14 protein-coding genes are annotated in these 16308 nt (G+C 67.9%); 7 read left to right on the top strand and 7 right to left on the bottom strand.

The annotated features are described in order from the left end of the window. Positions 1-8 precede the first annotated feature (8 nt). The 3 genes from AC1C2S_RS02495 to AC1C2S_RS02485 all read left to right on the top strand — a co-directional run bounded on the left by AC1C2S_RS02495 (position 9) and on the right by AC1C2S_RS02485 (position 2839). Positions 9-1148 (top strand): hypothetical protein, encoded by a 1140-nt coding sequence (locus AC1C2S_RS02495; RefSeq protein WP_495350960.1) that lies wholly within the window; start codon positions 9-11, stop codon positions 1146-1148. Positions 1149-1200: 52 nt separating this feature from the next. Beyond that, positions 1201-1818 (top strand): thymidine kinase, encoded by a 618-nt coding sequence (locus AC1C2S_RS02490; protein ID WP_495350959.1) that lies wholly within the window; start codon positions 1201-1203, stop codon positions 1816-1818. A gap of 94 nt (positions 1819-1912) precedes the next feature. Next, on the top strand, positions 1913-2839 hold the full coding sequence (locus AC1C2S_RS02485) for a universal stress protein (RefSeq protein WP_495350958.1): 927 nt from the start codon (positions 1913-1915) through the stop codon (positions 2837-2839). A gap of 21 nt (positions 2840-2860) precedes the next feature. On the opposite strand, the gene AC1C2S_RS02480 is transcribed toward AC1C2S_RS02485, so the two are convergent. After that, a complete protein-coding gene (locus AC1C2S_RS02480; protein WP_495350957.1) occupies positions 2861-3634 on the bottom strand; it encodes a CPBP family intramembrane glutamic endopeptidase in 774 nt (257 codons plus the stop codon). 58 nt (positions 3635-3692) lie between these two features. Between AC1C2S_RS02480 and AC1C2S_RS02475 the strand changes: the two genes are divergently transcribed. Genes AC1C2S_RS02475 through AC1C2S_RS02460 form a run of 4 tightly spaced genes read left to right on the top strand, consistent with a single transcriptional unit; the run spans position 3693 to position 8104 of the window. Beyond that, the gene (locus AC1C2S_RS02475; RefSeq protein WP_495350956.1) at positions 3693-5114 is read left to right on the top strand and encodes a tyrosine-protein kinase domain-containing protein; all 1422 of its coding nucleotides are present in this window, start codon (positions 3693-3695) and stop codon (positions 5112-5114) included. 2 nt (positions 5115-5116) lie between these two features. After that, complete coding sequence (locus AC1C2S_RS02470) at positions 5117-5722, top strand: arsenate reductase/protein-tyrosine-phosphatase family protein (protein ID WP_495353178.1); 606 nt, start codon at positions 5117-5119, stop codon at positions 5720-5722. Then, complete coding sequence (locus AC1C2S_RS02465) at positions 5712-6638, top strand: beta propeller repeat protein (RefSeq protein ID WP_495350955.1); 927 nt, start codon at positions 5712-5714, stop codon at positions 6636-6638. The genes AC1C2S_RS02470 and AC1C2S_RS02465 overlap by 11 nt, the downstream gene beginning before the upstream one ends. 26 nt (positions 6639-6664) lie before the next feature. Next, positions 6665-8104 carry a sugar transferase gene (locus tag AC1C2S_RS02460; RefSeq protein WP_495350954.1) on the top strand — a complete coding sequence of 480 codons (1440 nt, stop codon included), beginning with the start codon at positions 6665-6667 and terminating at the stop codon, positions 8102-8104. 22 nt (positions 8105-8126) lie between these two features. Here the strand turns inward: AC1C2S_RS02460 and AC1C2S_RS02455 are convergent, their stop codons facing one another. From AC1C2S_RS02455 to AC1C2S_RS02430, 6 genes are all read right to left on the bottom strand, one after another. After that, complete coding sequence (locus AC1C2S_RS02455; RefSeq protein WP_495350953.1) at positions 8127-9587, bottom strand: lipopolysaccharide biosynthesis protein; 1461 nt, start codon at positions 9585-9587, stop codon at positions 8127-8129. Between the two features lie 40 nt (positions 9588-9627). Continuing rightward, on the bottom strand, positions 9628-10878 hold the full coding sequence (locus AC1C2S_RS02450) for a polysaccharide pyruvyl transferase family protein (protein WP_495350952.1): 1251 nt from the start codon (positions 10876-10878) through the stop codon (positions 9628-9630). Beyond that, positions 10875-11768: a glycosyltransferase gene (locus AC1C2S_RS02445; protein ID WP_495350951.1), complete on the bottom strand. Its 894-nt coding sequence runs from the start codon at positions 11766-11768 to the stop codon at positions 10875-10877. The genes AC1C2S_RS02450 and AC1C2S_RS02445 overlap by 4 nt, the downstream gene beginning before the upstream one ends. A 204-nt stretch (positions 11769-11972) precedes the next feature. After that, a complete protein-coding gene (locus tag AC1C2S_RS02440; protein WP_495350950.1) occupies positions 11973-13253 on the bottom strand; it encodes an O-antigen ligase family protein in 1281 nt (426 codons plus the stop codon). 47 nt (positions 13254-13300) lie between these two features. Then, positions 13301-15118 carry a glycosyltransferase gene (locus tag AC1C2S_RS02435; RefSeq protein WP_495350949.1) on the bottom strand — a complete coding sequence of 606 codons (1818 nt, stop codon included), beginning with the start codon at positions 15116-15118 and terminating at the stop codon, positions 13301-13303. Further along, positions 15115-16185: a glycosyltransferase gene (locus AC1C2S_RS02430; RefSeq protein ID WP_495350948.1), complete on the bottom strand. Its 1071-nt coding sequence runs from the start codon at positions 16183-16185 to the stop codon at positions 15115-15117. Before AC1C2S_RS02430 ends, AC1C2S_RS02435 begins: the two co-directional genes overlap by 4 nt. Between the last annotated feature and the right edge of the window lie 123 nt (positions 16186-16308).

The following is a 16308-nucleotide window of genomic DNA, read 5'->3' as shown; positions in this document are numbered from 1 at the left end:
ACGGGCGCATGCGGCTCACGCAACAGGAGGCTGATCCGATCGGGGCGATCAGCGCGTCACCGATCGTGACGATCGGTGCGGTGCTCGCGTTCGTGCTGGCGAGTTCGTTGACGTGGTGGCATCGGGACGAGGTCGGCTCGCCGGTTGCCGCGGCCGTTGCGCTCGTGCTCGTGGCCGGCGCCGGCACGGCGGCCGCGGTGTCGGCATCACCGGCTCGCGCGCCGCTCACCGCCGAGCGGTTCTGGCTCGTCGTGACCCTGTCGGTCGGCGCGGCGATCGCCGAGTACGTGAGCACCATCGGCAGCAACCGGTATCTCTACGACGATTTCGGGCCGGCGGTGATCGGCATGCTGATCCTCTCGCTCGCCCCGTTCTGCACGTGGGTGTCATCGGCGCTCGCCGGGGTGCTTTCGACGGCCGTGCTCTCGATCCTCGTCGTGGGCGCAGCGGCGTACACGGTAACGGATGTCCCGTTGGCGGCGCTCATCGCGGTGAACTCGACCCCGGTGCTGGCGATGTCGGCCGCGGCCGCCGGGTACTCCTACAGCATCGTCGCGGAGACCCTGGCCTGGCAGCGCGAGGCGAACCGGGCGGCGCTGCAGCGCGACGCGGAGTTGCGCGCGGGCATCGCCCGGTCGGTGCGACAGAGCCCGGTCTCGGTACTGGGTCGGGAGGTGCTGCCCTTCCTCGCCGGGGTGATGACGGCCGAACGCATCTCGGTGGCCGACGCCGACCGGGCGCGCGAGCTCGCCGAGGCACTGCGCCGGGCCCTCCGAGCAGGCATCGAGTCGACCTGGCTCGACGATCTCGCCGCCGACGTGCGGCTGAACCGCGGAGTCGACACGATCATCGACGACCCCGCCGGTGCCGCCGGCGACCTTCGGGCAGACCAGCGTTCGGCGCTCACGGCGCTCGTCTCGTGGATCGGTGACGCGGATCGCTCCCGGCTCATCAGGGTCTCGTTCTCGAATGACGGCGAGCATGGCGAGCGCGGCCGCATCAGCCTCGTCACCGAGGTGGGAGCGTCGCCGCCGACACGGCGCGAGCTCGACCGGTTCGTCGCGGTGGCGCGTGCCGTCGCGTTGCGAGCGGAATCGCGCCTGACGCGAGAGAATGTGACGGTGGAGTTGAGCTATGACATCGAGTGAGCCGCGACCGACGCCGATCCACCGCGGGGCGGCAGACGGGTGGTTCGAGTAAATGGCGAAACTGTACTTCCGCTACGGCGCGATGAACTCCGGCAAGTCGACGGCGCTGCTGCAAGCGGCGTTCAACTATGAAGAGCGGGGCCATCAGGTGTTGCTCGCGAAGCCGGCGATCGACACGAAGGGCGACCGCGACATCGTGTCGCGCCTCGGCGTGATGCGCGAGGTCGACTTCACGATCGCGCCCGGAACGAACGTGCTCGACCTGTTTCAGCAGCATCGCAACCGGGTCATCGAGGAGCACGGGCGCGACGTGAGTTGCCTCCTCGTCGACGAGGCGCAGTTCCTGAACTCCGAGCAGGTCGACGACCTGTTGCGCATCGCCCTCATCGACGGCGTGCCGGTGCTGGCCTACGGCATCCGCACCGACTTCCAGACGCTTGCGTTCCCCGGCAGTCGCCGACTGCTCGAGGTGGCGCACAGCCTCGAAGAGCTGAAGACCATCTGCCGATGCGGTCGCAAGGCGATCTTCAACGCCCGGCTCATCGATGGTCGATTCGTCTTCGACGGCGACCAAGTCGCGATCGACGGCGAAGCGGTCACCTACGAGTCGCTCTGCGGAGTCTGCTACCTCGAAGAGAGCGGCGGGGTGTTGAACGGGCACCACCGCTGAGGCTCGAGAGCGCCGTCTGGCGCTCGCCAGTCTGGACGGCTGGCGCTATCGGGTGGATCGCGTGAAGATGGAGGAAAGCCCGCGGAGGTGCGCCATGAACGAGATTGCGGTCGGTGTCAGCTCGGGGGGCTCGGCAACGACTCGAGCGGTGCGCTGGGCGGCCGAATGGGCCTCGGCGCGCAGACTCCCACTCCGGCTGGTGCACGTCATCGACGACACCGCCGCGACGGGTATCGCGGCGAGCGACACCGCCGGCAACGACACCGCGGCCGGCGACACCGGCACCGACACGGCCGGCGAGCAGACGGCCGAGGGCGACGTGCTCCGTGCCGTCGACGACCGCGCGCGGGAGAGCCTCGACGATGCCGCCGCCGCGGCATCGGCCATCGACCCCGCGCTCGAGATCGTCACCACGCTCGAGCGCGGGTCGCCCGTCGAGGTGTTCGAGCGCATCTCCGAGCACGCCGCGATGCTCGTCATCGGCAGCGACTGGCACGGAGGGCGACGAGCGAGTCGTCGCCGTGTGCACAGCCTGCGCATCGCCGCGGCGAGCCGTTCGCCTGTCGCGGTGATCCCGGATCTCGATCCGAGCGGGCGCCGCGGGGTCGTCGTCGGTGTCGACGGGTCGCATGCCTCAGACCACGCCGTCGCCTTCGCCGCCGAGGAGGCCGATCGCCGCAGCGAGCCGTTGATCGCCGTGCACTCGTGGGACGTCGTCGCCATGGTCGGTGGTGAATACGGGTACGGTGCGCCGCTCATCGCCACCGACGACCTCGAGCGCACCGAGTCGGAGATCCTCGACGCGTCGCTCGTGCCGGTCATCGTCGGACACCCCGGTCTCGAGATCCAGCGCCGCGTCGTGCCCGGCGACCCGGTGCAGGTGTTGACGGATGCTGCGGCCGCGGCTTCTCTGCTCGTCGTCGGCAGTCACGGGCGCGGCGCGCTCGCCCGGTTCCTGCTCGGCTCCGTGAGCCATGGGGTGCTCGCCAGCCTCGAGGCCCCGACGGTCGTCATTCGATGAGTCCTGGCGGCCGTCGGTTCGTCAACCCGCGACCACAGCGGCGATGAGCAGGCCATTGAAGACGACGTGCGCGATGATCGCACCGCCGAGGCGGCCGGTGGTCACGGCCAGCACGCCGGTGGCCAGGCCCAGCAGGAGTGCGCTGGTGAATGTCATGGCCGCGGCCGATGCCGAGAGGTTCGTTCCCACGGCGAGGTGCGACAGGGCGAAGAGGAGCGCGCTCGCCACGACGGCGACGGATGCTGCGACCCGACGCTCACCGCCCATGCACCGTGCGATGGCTCGCAGCACGAGTCCGCGGTAGAAGGTCTCTTCGATGACCGGCCCGAGTACGACGGGTGCCAGGATCACTCCGAACCAGAGCGTGAAACCGGTGGGCAGCGCGAGCACGCTGCCCTCGAGTGAGGTGCGACCGGTCGCGGCGAGTTCGATGAGGCTGACGGCGCCGCGCGCGAGCAGGCCGACGCCGCCGCCCCAGAGCACGTCGAGCCACGAGAATCGAAGGCCGAAGTCTCGCCAGTGCGAACGACGGCCGCGCGCGGCATCCGCGACCCAGAGTACGACGACGAGCGGCACCCACACGGCAAGGTAGGCGACCAGCACTTGTGCCCACTCGTCGATGACGACCGTGCGGGTGATCTGGCCCCAAGCGAGCGAGCAGGCGATCGCGAGCACGACGCCGAAGACGCCATCAGCGAGCCCCCAGCGCTGGCCCGACGCAGCGAAGACTTCGGATTGGGGAGTGTCGGTTGTTGACAGCCCCCCACTCCGCGGGGCATCTTGAGAGGGTGCCACGGGGGTAAGCGTATCCGTGTCACGATTCAGGACGCTGCGGGGACGGGGACTGAACAACGTGGAACTACGTGACTACATCCGCATTTTGCGCAAGAGCTGGGTGTTGATCGTGTTGCTCACACTCCTCGGCATCGCTGCCGGCGCGCTCCTTTCGATCACGCAGACCCCGCAGTACAGCTCGTCGGCGAAGGTATTCGTGTCGACGTCGACGGGCGGTTCGATCGGCGAAATGCAGCAAGGCAACGCGTTCACGCAGCAGCGTGTGAAGACGTATGCCGATCTCACGACGACGCCCATCGTGCTGCTGCCCGCGATCGCCGGCTTGCGCATCGACATCACGAGCGACGAGCTCGCGCGCAAGGTGGTCGCGACGGCGATGCTCGACACGACGCTGATCGACATCACGGTGACCGACGAGGATCCGGCGCTCGCCGCAGAGTTGGCGACGGCCATCTCCGAGAGCCTCACGACGGTGGTGGAATCCATCGAGACGACGGGGGCGACCGATGCAGCGGGCGAGCCGACGACGGCGTCGCCGGTGCGACTCACGCTCGTGCAGCACGCGTCCGTGCCCCAGAAACCGTTCAGCCCGAACGTGCTGCTGAACGTCATGCTCGGCGGGCTCATCGGGTTGGCGCTCGGCGTGGGCACCGCGGTGCTGCGGGAGACGCTCGACACTCGCGTGCGCAACGAGCGCGACGTCGCACTGATCACCGAGACGCCGGTGATCGGCGGCATCGTCTTCGATCCGAATGCCAAGCAGCGCCCGCTCATCGTGCATGCCGACCCGCATTCGCCGCGCGCCGAGTCGTTCCGTGCGTTGCGGACGAACCTGCAGTTCCTCGATGCGGGACGGCCCGAGCGGTCGTTCGTGGTGACCTCGTCGATCGAGGGCGAGGGCAAGTCGACGACGGCGGCGAACCTCGCCATCGCATTGGCGGATGCCGGTGCGCGGGTGGTGCTCGTCGACGCCGACCTGCGACGCCCGAAGGTCGCGTCGTACCTCGGCATCGAGGGTGCGGTGGGCCTGACCGACGTGCTCATCGGCCGCGCCGAGCTCGTCGACGTGATTCAGCCTTGGGGTCGCAGCCAGTTGTACGTGCTCCCGGCGGGGCGAGTGCCGCCGAACCCGAGCGAGCTGCTGGGTTCGTCGGCGATGGCCAGGGCGATCACCGAGCTGAACAAGGCGTTCGATGTCGTGCTGTTCGATGCACCGCCCCTGCTGCCGGTCACCGATGCCGCGGTGCTGACGCGTGCCGCTGGTGGCGCGATCCTCGTGGTCGCGGTGGGTCATGTGCACAAGGGCCAGGTGAAGGGCGCGTTCTCGGTGCTCGACAACGTCGATGCGAAGGTCTCCGGCATCGTGCTGACCATGCTGCCCACGAAAGGTCCCGATGCGTACGGCTACAGCAGGTACGGCTACGGGTACGGATACGGATACGGCGAAGCCCCCAAAGAGGAGACGGTGGGCGGCGTGTGAAGATGCTCATCGTGTGCACCGGAAACGTGTGCAGATCTCCCGTTGCCGAGCAGCTGCTCGCGGCGAAGCTCGAGGCGGCCGAGGTCGGCGACGTACTCGTCTCGAGCGCCGGTACGAGTGCTCTCCGCGGGGAGCCGATGACGCCTGAGGCGGCGGCGCAGTCGATCCGGTTCGGCGGCGACCCGACCGGGCATGTGGCACGCCAGCTGACCGAGCAGATGGTCGACGGCGCCGACCTCGTGCTGACCGCGACCCGTGCTCACCGCGCACAGGTCGCCGAGCTCGTGCCTCGTGCGGCGCGGCGCGCCTACACGCTGCGGGAGTTCGCCAGAGTGCTCACCTTCCTCGCAGCCGAGGGCGCGCTCGAAAGTCTCGACCTCGCGGAATCCACTCGTGATTCGAGCCTTCAACGGGCGACGGATGCCGCCGGCCGATCCCGTGGCTTCGCGCCACCGCCGCTCGACCCGAACGACGACGACATCCTCGACCCGTACCGAGCGCCTCTCGCGGTCTACGACGAGGCCGGCCGATTGATCGACGATGCCGTCGATCAAGTCGTGACCGCGCTCGCTGCGACGTCGGTGTCGGGTGGTCGTGGTGGCTCCTAGCGAATACCTGCACACGCGCCACCCTGCGTTTCCGTGGGTGGTCGTGGCGGTCGTGGTCTTCGTGATCGTCGATGCGGCGCTCGTCTGGTGGGCGATCGCGTCGGTTCGCACCGACACGGGCGCAGCGCAGGACGAGGTGCTGCCCACGATCCCGTCGGCCGCGACCCCGGGAGCCTCGCAGGCCGGGCCATCGACCGACACGCCCGCCGCGACCACGCCGGCCGTACGGCCGACCGTGGTTCTGGCCGCGTTGAACGCGGATATCGCCTATCGGGGCAATGCCGGCGGATGCCGCGGTGCCGCATCGTCGCTCGAGGTGAGCATCGATGGCGGTGCCACCTGGTCGCCGGCGGTCACGGCGGGCCTCTCCGACCTGCAGTCGATCCAACCGGCCGACGCCGACATCGTCACGATGGTCGCCCGTGACCCGGGCACGTGCGCCATCGGGCGGTACCGCAGCTATGTGCAGGGCGCCGATTGGGGGCCGACCGGCGAGCTCGAACCCACGTGGTACCTCGACGGAGCCCAGGTGGTGGCGCCCAGCGGGCCGTCGTCGCCGTGCGACGGCGCCACTGCGCAAGTGGCCGCCGCATCGGCAGAGTCGGCGGCCGTGCTCTGCGAATCGGGCGCGGTGCTCTCGACGGCGGATGCCGGTGCAACGTGGACGCCCGTACCCGCGACAGCCGGCATCGTGGCGATCGCTGCTGCGCCCGACGGATATCTCGGCGCGATCACGGGCGACGGATGCCGCGGCATCCGCATCGTCGTCGTTGCTCCGGTTGCAGCGCCGGGCGCGTGCCTGGCCGCCGAGACGACACCGGGTTCGACGGCTCTCGACGTGGCAACCGACGGCACACTGTGGGCAGTCACCGGGGGAGTACTCGCCCGGTCGGGCGACGGGGGTGCGACTTGGTGATGCGCCGGTTCTATGCGGCCGCCACGATGACCACCTCGGCCTGGTCGTCGCAATTGGCGGTGCGCGTGCGCATCACCGACCTGCTCGTGCTGCTGTGGGTGGTGTTCGGCACCCAGATCGGCTGGGTCGGCCTCGACTACACCGCGACCGGGTTCAGCGGGTCGCGCGGCGATATCGAGATCAGCTACACGATCGTCTCACTCGTCATCGTCGCCGCGTGGATGCTCGCCCTCGAGCTGTACGACACCCGCTCGCCCCGAGTACTGGGCGTCGGGTCGCAGGAGTATCGAGCGGTCGCCGACGCCGCCGTGCGCCTGTTCGGGCTCGTCGCGATCGTGGCGTTCCTGTTCAAGATCGACATCGGCCGCGGGTACATCCTCATCTCGTTCCCGCTCGGCGTGCTCGTGCTCATCTACTCCCGGTGGATGTGGCGGCAGTGGCTTGGCGTCATGCGCCGACGCGGCGAATACTCGTCGCGGGTGCTGCTCGTCGGCTCCGTGGCATCCGTCGGGGTCATCGCTCGCGAGCTCGAACGGATGCCGGAGGCCGGCTATCGCATCGCCGGAGCCTGTGTGCCGGGCAGTGGCGGCGACTACCTGCCCGATTCGCGGATTCCCGTCGAGTACGGCGTCGAGCATGCGCTCGCCGTGATGCGGGACTTCGGCGCCGACACGATCGTGATCACGAGCGCCGACGAGCTCGGTCCCGAACGCGTGCGCGAACTCAGTTGGGGCCTCATTCCCGGTGCCGAGCACCTGGTCGTCGCCCCGAGCCTCATCGATATCGGCGGCCCACGCATCCACACGCGGCCCGTCGCCGGTCTGCCGCTCATGCACGTCGAGACGCCGAAGTTCGAGGGCCGCAAGCTCGTCGCGAAACGGGTATTCGACCTGATCGTCGCGTTCGCGCTCGTGGTCGTGCTCTCGCCGCTGTTCCTCGTGTTGGCCGTGCTCGTCAAGACGTCATCGCCGGGGCCGGTCTTCTACCGCCAAGAGCGGGTGGGCCTGAAGGGCCGACCCTTCGCGATGCTCAAGTTCCGCTCGATGTCGGATGGAGCCGACGCGCAACTCGCGGGGCTGCTCGCGCAGAACGGCACCGACACGACGCCGCTGTTCAAGGTACGTGACGACCCGCGGGTCACGCGCGTCGGCCGGGTGCTGCGAAAGTACTCGCTCGACGAACTGCCGCAGCTGTTCAACGTGCTGCACGGCTCCATGAGCCTGGTCGGGCCGCGCCCGCAGCGCAGGGCCGAGGTCGAGCTCTATGACCGCGCGGCGGGTCGGCGTCTCTTCGTGCAGCCGGGCATGACCGGGTTGTGGCAGGTGAGCGGTCGCTCGACGCTGTCGTGGGAGCAGAGTGTGAGGCTCGACCTCTACTACGTCGAGAACTGGTCGATCACGGGGGATGTGACGATTCTGGTTCGGACGTTCAGAGCTGTCGTCTCGCCCGGGCGAAGCGCTGTCTGAGCAACAGAGCCCCACTGGCGCGTCAGCCGCCGGAGCGGAACGAGCGACGGATGAGCGCAAGCGCGACGACGTACTCGCGTCTGATCGCCGGAACCAGTGCCGCGGCGAGGTACACCGCGCCATTCGCAGCAATGGCCAGAATGAGCACGACAACGGAAGCCAAGTCGGGCAATGCGAATGCGCACCACCATCCTGCGAGGGACGCCGCCGCGGCGAGCGCGAGGAGACGGACGCCATTCGCCACAAGTGGCAGTGCTTGGATCCCAGAGGCTCGGCACGACCAGATCAACGCGATTGGCGCCCCGAGCGTGAGCGCCACTGTCAGGCCCACGGCCACTCCGACCGGGCCTGCCCACGCCAGTGCAGTGATCGCGGCGAGCTTCAGTACGAGCGAAAGCGCGGAGTAGGCACTCAGCGCAGGCCCATGGCCGGAGGCGACGAACAACCAGTTCGCCACGACGCCGAAGCACTGCATGACGGCTGCAAAGGCCAAGATCGCGGCGACCGGTGCAGCGAGACTCCACTGCGGCCCGAGGAAGACGTCGACGAATGCGGCCGGGGCCGAGACGATCACTCCTGCTACGGGCAGCGTGGCCAAGAGGAGCATGGTTTGGCCCGTTCGCACGTAGGCAGCCAACCTGGTCGGCTCCGCCTGCAGCTTGCTCAGCACAGATGCCGCCACCATGGTCGCTGGGCCTCTGATTTGAGTCAGCGGTACGACGGTGAGCTGGAAGGCCCTGGTGTAGTACCCGACAGCAGCAGCGGTCCCCGTCCAGGCGAGGACGAGGGTGTCGATCGAGTTGCCCGCTTGCAGCAGCACTTGCGACGCTGAGACGTGGAGCCCGAACCTGATCAGGCGCCGGGCTCCGACGCGGCGGCGGGGTCGTCCAGGTATCCACCGGCCAGTGGCAACCGAGCCGATGAGCGTGACGAGCGGGATGGCGAGGGCCTGCGCGACGAGGGCCCAATAGCCGTAGCCGAGGAGCGCGAGCACGACCGCGAGCACCAGTCCGATGGCCGCTGCGGTCACATCCACGAGTGCGACGGCGCGGAACCGCATCTCTCGTTGGAGTCCGGCCCGATACTGCGAACTGATTCCGTTGGCCAGCGGGGCGATGGCGAGCACCTGCAAAATGGAGACGAGGGCTGGCTTATCGAAGAGGTCGGCGAGTAGCCAAGATGAGGCGTACAGCGCTGCAGCGAAGACGAGCCCGAATGCCGTATTCAGCCAGAACAGCAACGAACGCTGGGGGACGGTCAGATCGGGTGTCCGGATCGCGGCAGACCCGAGACCGAGATCGCGAACCGTCTCGGTGAGCGCCATCACGGTCGCGGCGATCGCGACGTAGCCGAAGTCCTCCGGCGACATCAACCGGGAGAGGATGACCAGGCCTGCAGCATGCAGGGCGAGCCGCACGGCCTGGCCCGTGCCGACATGTCTGGCTCCCCGCGCGGCGGAGTCGCCCAGGCTGCTGACCGTCATCGCGATGCCGGTGTTGTTGATGCGGCCACGTCTGGGAGGCTCATGCTTTTCCCCGGAGCCACTGTTTCGTTCGGGTGGCCGTATCGATGAGCCAGACGTCGGGTGATGCCAGCCGTCGGGAGACAGCTCGGGCAAGCACCGACCGCGCCCGATCCCGATCCTGCTGCGACATGGCCGCGTCAAGCGCAGCCACGCCGGAGCCCGCGTTCGCGAGCGCGGCATCCGCGAGTTCGAGTCCTCGTTCGCGGTCGTTCGCGGTTCCGCCGACGCGCAACGCCGCAGTCGTGGCATCACCGAGATATTCGGGCAGCACCGCCGTCGGCGATGGGTCGCCCCAGGTGGCGGCGTACGCACGAACTTTCTCGAGCAGGAGCGAGACTCGAGCGACGCCGTGAGCCGACGCGATGACGTGCCCGTGCAGCGAGGTGCCCACGAACAGGTCGGCACCCGCGATCAGTGCGGCTTTCGACATGGGATCGGGATCCTCCACGATCTCCACGCCGAGTCGAGGGAGTTCCCGAGCGAGCCGATCGCGGACTCGGCGATAGATCTCGATGGAGTCATGACCCGGCGCGAGCCCGGCAGGGAGCAGGAGCAGGCGTTCGGTTCCGACGAGGTCACTGCGCGCGATTGATCGGACGAGATCATCGACACCGGTGCGCGCCGCCCACTTCTCCTTGATCTGGAAGATCGTGTATCCCGGAGGTCGGAGGACCGGGAGGCGGTGGGTCCGCGACAATGACTGAACGAGATCCGGTGCGACGGTATGCGGGATCCGGGCAACGTCGAGGGCTCGGCTCGATCGATGGTCGCGCACGCTGAGGAAGTCCGCCTCCCTGAGTGCGGCGACAGCCTCGATTCGCCGAGATCCGCGAAGGCCGGTCACGCCGAAAACACCGACCGAGTTGACGATCAGGGGGATGCTCAGGCTGCGAGCGTGAGACGAGGGACGCGGCAGGTAGGGTGATGCCGCCCAACGCGTTGTCATCGAAGGCGTGCGCCCGCCCGCCATGAAGGCTGCCTTCGCGATCGATGTCCCGCCGACCTCCCCACCGACGACCCAGAGCGCGGCGAGGTCGCCTCGCTCGAGTAACCCATCGTATGCAGTGATCTCGCCCGGCTCGACACCGAGTGTCGAGACGTTCGAACTGATCGGGGCGGTGGCGATGGTCTGGTGGTCGCGCAGCAGGCCGCGTGTCAAGACGAGGAAGAGGAGATCGCCGAAGTTGTCGCGCTCATATGCACCCACCAGCGCCACCGGCGCGTTCTGCTCGGGTTCGCCCGCGTTCATGCGGAGCGCGCCATGTCCGAGATCGCTGCCGCGCAGGCTTGCTCGAACGCGGCGGCGACGACCTCGACCGTGAATCGTCGGATTGCTGACTCCCGGGCGCGCTGGCCGAGTTCGCGACGCGCAGCGGGGTCTTGGAGGGTCTGCAGCTGTGCGGCGAGGTCACTCGCCGAACCAGGGCGGGAGAGCAGCCCCGCGCCATCGAGCACCCATTGCATGGGAGGAAGGTCGGATGCGACGACGGCCCGCCCGGCGAGCAAGGCGTCGACCGCCTTCGCGGGGAACTGGCCCCGGGCGAACGCCGAATCGAGACTCGGAATCGCGATGATGTCGGCCTGGTTCACGATCTCCAGGCCTTCCGAGAGCGTCGTCCGTCCGGTCCACTGCTCCCACGGGCGGGCGTCGTCCGGCGCATCAGCGGTGACCACGAGTCGGAAGCCGGCCGATGCCAACCCGGACACAGCGGTGCGCAGCACGTCCAATCCTTTATGAGGATTCACTGTGCCGACGAAGGCGACGACAGGGTTGTCGCTCACGTGATCGGAACCGACCGGCGCGGACTCTCGCGCGTGCGGGACGATCGTGCCGCCGTAGGTCGCCTGGAGCACTGGATTGCTCACGATGACCGGATACCTGGCGATCATCCTGGCGACGGCGCGGATTCGCTGCTGGCGCGGGAACCGGAGCACCTCGCGCGCGATTGCCCGCAGCGGGCGCTCGAAGGAGAGTCGGCCCTCCAAGTCAGGGTCGTCGATGTCGAGGAGTAGGGGGCGCTTGACGGCCGCCGCGCCGCGCATCGCGAGGCCGAATGTGTCGGGCAGCGGCTTCACCGCGATGACGAGTTCGCTGTCGCCGAATGCCGCCCCGGACGAGATGTCCTTCGCGTCGACCAACCGGGCCGACCTCCCGAACTCGGAATCACGCAGCGGCTTCCAGACTTGTTCCCCGCGAGTCGCCACCACGGTGCTAGGCCAGCGGAGATGGCGAGCAAGCAGCCAGAGACTGTATGTCCTCCCGATCGAGTTGTCGGCGAGGGTTTTCGTCACGAAGACGACCGAGCGTGCCACCAATTTGCCCCCTCGTACGCCGCGCCGGCATCACGTTCCGCCCCGCCTCAGCCTATTACCGGAACCGAGCGACTCGGCGGTCGTGCCCCGCCGAGTCCCATCCGAAGTCGCTCTCGTCTGCGTGCGACCGTCGGCGATCTCCGGAGTAACGCTCTCCGCGACGAGCGGAGCGATGCCGAACATGACCATGAACGGCAGCACTTCGATGGACTGGTAGACGAAGGTCTGTGCGATCGCTGCGATCGTGCCGGCGACGAACCACGGCGACGTGCGGGGGAGCGAAATCACGGTGCCGAGCATGATGGCATAGAACGCGACGAGGCCGATGAGGCCGAAGCTGATCAAGATCTGCAAGACGCCCGATTCGGCGACGGAGACGTCTGCGGATGTGAAGTTGGACGTGACGTTCGTGTACTCGCCGGCGTGGGAGCCGATCAGGAGCGGGCTCTGGGTCCAGAGGTCGAGCACCCGCCCCCATTGATTCACCCTGATCTGGTTGCCGCCAGAACTCGTGTCGGCGATGGAAAGGACCCGATCGAGCAGTCGATTCTCCGGCAGTACGACGATCGCGAGCAAGCCGCCGAACACGATGAGGAGGACGGTCCGAAGTCGTGCGCCCAACCGGGGCTGGAGCACAGCGCCCAAGGCGAGAGCGATGAGCACGATCAGGATGCCGGACCGTGACAGGCTCAATGCCACGCCGGCCAGAAGGAGGATGGCGATCAGGAGGTACCTCGTGCGTCGAAGCTTCGCCCAGCAGCCGAGGAGGTAGAACGAGATCAGCGCCACCACGATCGGGTAGTGCAGGAAGCTGCCCGTCAGGGAGGCCGGTCGCCGGTACGTGCCGAACGTCCCGATATCGTTGCCCGGCAATGCGGCGAGCCCGCCGAACTGCTGTACGACGGCGACGGCGACGAGCAGGATGCCGATCGCCGAGAGCACCGGCGCGACGGCGATCCGTTCGGCCACCTCGAAACGGATGAACGAATAGGTCGCGAGGAGAACGGCGAGGAAGACCATCACGGCGACGTAGACGCCCGAGTAGGTGATCCCCTCGATGCTCAGCGATGCCCACATGGAGAGCAGCGCCGCGAGCACGAACAGGTAGGCGAACACTGCGACCCAGCTCATCCCTCGTCGAACACGAGGCCGACCGAAGGCGAGCAGGCACAGTGTCAGGAAGATCATGGCGCCGAGTTGCACCCCGTACGCGACCGATTTGCCGAGGAAGATCTCGAAGAGTCCCCTCGAGACCACCGTGAGCAGCGAAATGAAGACGAGTGCCGTCCAGCCGGCCGACCGACCTTCCATCGAAGATCCGGTGGGAGTCGTCGGCGTCCTGGGGAGGTCGCGCTCGATCATGTTCCACCTCGCCGGTTGTTCCGCCGCCAGCGGAGGCCGGCCGGGTATCCGAGCATCTTCGCGACATCGCCGATGATGACAACGACCGGGGCCACGAGAAGTCCGATGAAGCGTTGCCGTCGGGTGAGCGTGTCGTGGCGCAGCACTCTCGACCACGATTTCCGGAGATATGCCGCGACGAACGGCAACAGGGCGAGCGCGTACGGGCGACGCGACACGATCGACAACAGGCCGACCAAGAGTCCGATCCCATAAGCGGAGTAGCGGATCGCATGGCGCTTGGCCCAGAGCCCGGCCTTCCCGTCGCCACGCGAGTAACGGTAGTACTGCTGTGCGAAAGCACGAAGCGTAGGTCGTGCGTCCCATCGGGTGATCGCATCCCCCGCGAAGACGAACCGGTGGCCCTTCGCTCGAAGGTCGAGGTCGAAGACGAGGTCTTCGCAGTAGTCCAGCCACTCCGGGTAGCCCGAGACGTCGGCCCACACCGCCTTCCGGAACGCGACCGAGCGACTCGACGGCAGGAAGGACGATGGGTCGATCTCGTCGGCGAGGGGCGTGATGGTCGCGCCGATCACGGCCGGGAGCGTGCGGCCCTCGAGCGGCTTGAAGAAACCGGAGACCACGTCGGCTTCAACCGTCATCCGATCGCTGAGGCGCTCGAACCAATTCGGCGCGAGTTCCGTTCCCGCGTCGGTCACGACGATCCACTCCGTGTCCGCTGCGTTGATCGCGAGGTTTCTGCCTTCGGCGATGCCCGCTCCGGGCGAGCTGATGAGGTGGAAGTCGACATCAGCGGGCGGAACCCAGGAGGACAGCTTCGCGACCGTGTCGTCGGTCGAGCCCCCGTCGACGACGACGATGGCTCGGGGCAGGCGCGTCTGCCGCTCCAAGCCTTCGAGGAATCCGAGAATGGACCGACCCTCGTTACGGACGGTGAGGCACAGCGTCGCCGCTTCCACCACTCGATCCGCCGGCTGCAGGTGTCGTGCGGTGACTGGAGGAGGACTTGCCGCGTGAGTTCGCGATGGGGAGCGTCGAGAACCGGATCCGACCAGCAACCGTGGGTAGCGGCGGTAGAAGGTCACCATCGAATCGATCTCGAGGCGCCATGCGCTCCAGTTCGCGTTCGTCGTTGCACGCTCCCATCCGTGCAGCCAGCGGGCTTCGCCGATCACGCGGACTGTCAGCCCCTTCGCCCAGGCGCGCAACCCGAGATCGGAATCCTCGTAGTAGACGAAGTACGCCGGATCCCAGGGCCCCGACTCGCCGCGCAGCCGGTGCCAATCCTCGCGTTTCGCGGCCACCGCGGCGCCGATGACCCAGTCGACGTAGATCGTCTCGGCCGGGCCAGCGAGACGGTAGTAGTTCCCGCGGGTCCGCGCGGAACCGAGGCGGCTGAGCACCTTGTTCCACAGGGAGGGAGCTGTGCGGCCACCGGGTTGAGGCGTCCCATCCGAATCCAGGAGTTGCGGCGCCACGAGCCCGGATTCACGATCCATCGCCCGCTCGAGCGCTGCGAGCGTCGAGACGTCGATCGTGATGTCGGGGTTGGCGAAAGCCAGGTATCTGCCCCGTGACGACTGGAAGCCGACGTTGTTCGCGCGGCCGAACCCGACGTTCCGAGCGAGCCGAATGACCTTCGCACCGAGCGACTCCGCGAGATCGGCCGATCCGTCGCTCGAATCGTTGTCGACGACGACCCACTCGACGTACTCCGGCAGGCCTGCGGCCCAATGGTGCCGAAGGTGCTCAGCGCTGTTATAGGTGACCGTGACGAAGGTCCAGCGGGGAACGTCCGCTCTCATGGCGGTCATGCGACGTGCTCCGGCTCGATCGCTCCGCTGAGCATCCAATGCTCCGCCTGTGCGCGGCCGCCGAACTCGGGCAGAAGGTGGGCCGCGACCGGCCGCGGCGCATCGAGTGCAGTCGCGATGGAGATGGCCACGGTGTCGGGACCGATGGTGGTGAGCACGCTCTGGGCGTGCACTCGGAGCCAGTCGGCGAATCCGGTCTCGTCCGTGGTCACGATGTGGCATTCGTGGGACACACCCTCCGTGAGGCTGAGTCCGATCTGCTCCCGCCAGCGACGCTCTCTGCGGGGGAGCGAAACGAGCACGGTCGCCTGCGAAAGCAACCCGTGCATTTCGGACCGATCGGATTCGGTCCGAAGCGTGATGGAGGCATCCTGCGCGCTCGCCGCCGCGACGCGAGCCCGCATCGGGCCGTTGCCGCAGATGATCAGGCGTGAACTCGGACGATTGGCCCGCACCCCCGCCCAAGCGGCGAGGAGGTCGTCGAGTCCCTTTCGCGCTTCGAGTGGACCGAGAAAGAGCACGAGGTCCGGATCCTTCGGTGTCTGCGCGCACGTGCACCGCGGCGCCACCGGTGAGAACGTCATCATCTCGGGATCGAGCCGAGATCGTCGGTGCGGCCAGAGCGCCAGGTAGTTGCGTTCGGCGCCATCGGTGCCGAACGCAATACGGTCCAGTGCCGCACGATACGGTGCGGTCACCAGTCGAAGCATCGCCACCCGCACGTTGACCGGCATCCAGCCCGGAAGTCCCAACAGCTCCTCGATGGGTGCATTCTCAATCGCGTACGTGACGACGCCGATTCGTCGACGCCGCAGGGCTCCTGCGATCCGGGCCGCGGAGGCGAGCAGGGTGACGAGCGGGAGATTCACGATCCACAGGGGCTCGGGGAGTGCGACCACGTCGTAATCGCCGCGCAGCACCTGGCCGAGCAGCCGGGGCCGGCTGACCTGCCGGAATTTGGCCGGGTCTACCAGCGACGCATCGAGGTATTCAGGCTGGAGGAACAGCGTCATGCTCGCCGGAGCACCTCGGAACCGTTCGATGTACGCGCTGCGAAGCTGAGGCATGAAGCGCAGGTACCGCAGCGATGTTGGGCCGCGGGTGTGTTCGAACGTACGACGGTCACCTCGCAAGGTCAGCTCCTCCCCATGAGCGGACACCCGACGCCGGAGTTCACCGGCCTTCGCGGC

Source organism: Agromyces sp. Y782, from assembly GCF_059445405.1.
This window is presented reverse-complemented; position numbering and strand designations above follow the sequence as displayed.

What these genes read in the sequence shown, in the direction of transcription:
- AC1C2S_RS02495 (WP_495350960.1), top strand. Translation starts at nt 9, where the DNA reads ATGCGGCTCACGCAACAGGAGGCTGATCCGATCGGGGCGATCAGCGCG.
- AC1C2S_RS02490 (WP_495350959.1), top strand. Translation starts at nt 1,201, where the DNA reads ATGGCGAAACTGTACTTCCGCTACGGCGCGATGAACTCCGGCAAGTCG.
- AC1C2S_RS02485 (WP_495350958.1), top strand. Translation starts at nt 1,913, where the DNA reads ATGAACGAGATTGCGGTCGGTGTCAGCTCGGGGGGCTCGGCAACGACT.
- AC1C2S_RS02470 (WP_495353178.1), top strand. Translation starts at nt 5,117, where the DNA reads ATGCTCATCGTGTGCACCGGAAACGTGTGCAGATCTCCCGTTGCCGAG.
- AC1C2S_RS02460 (WP_495350954.1), top strand. Translation starts at nt 6,665, where the DNA reads ATGACCACCTCGGCCTGGTCGTCGCAATTGGCGGTGCGCGTGCGCATC.
- AC1C2S_RS02455 (WP_495350953.1), bottom strand. Translation starts at nt 9,587, where the DNA reads ATGACGGTCAGCAGCCTGGGCGACTCCGCCGCGCGGGGAGCCAGACAT.
- AC1C2S_RS02450 (WP_495350952.1), bottom strand. Translation starts at nt 10,878, where the DNA reads ATGAACGCGGGCGAACCCGAGCAGAACGCGCCGGTGGCGCTGGTGGGT.
- AC1C2S_RS02440 (WP_495350950.1), bottom strand. Translation starts at nt 13,253, where the DNA reads ATGGAAGGTCGGTCGGCCGGCTGGACGGCACTCGTCTTCATTTCGCTG.
- AC1C2S_RS02435 (WP_495350949.1), bottom strand. Translation starts at nt 15,118, where the DNA reads ATGACCGCCATGAGAGCGGACGTTCCCCGCTGGACCTTCGTCACGGTC.
- AC1C2S_RS02430 (WP_495350948.1), bottom strand. Translation starts at nt 16,185, where the DNA reads ATGCCTCAGCTTCGCAGCGCGTACATCGAACGGTTCCGAGGTGCTCCG.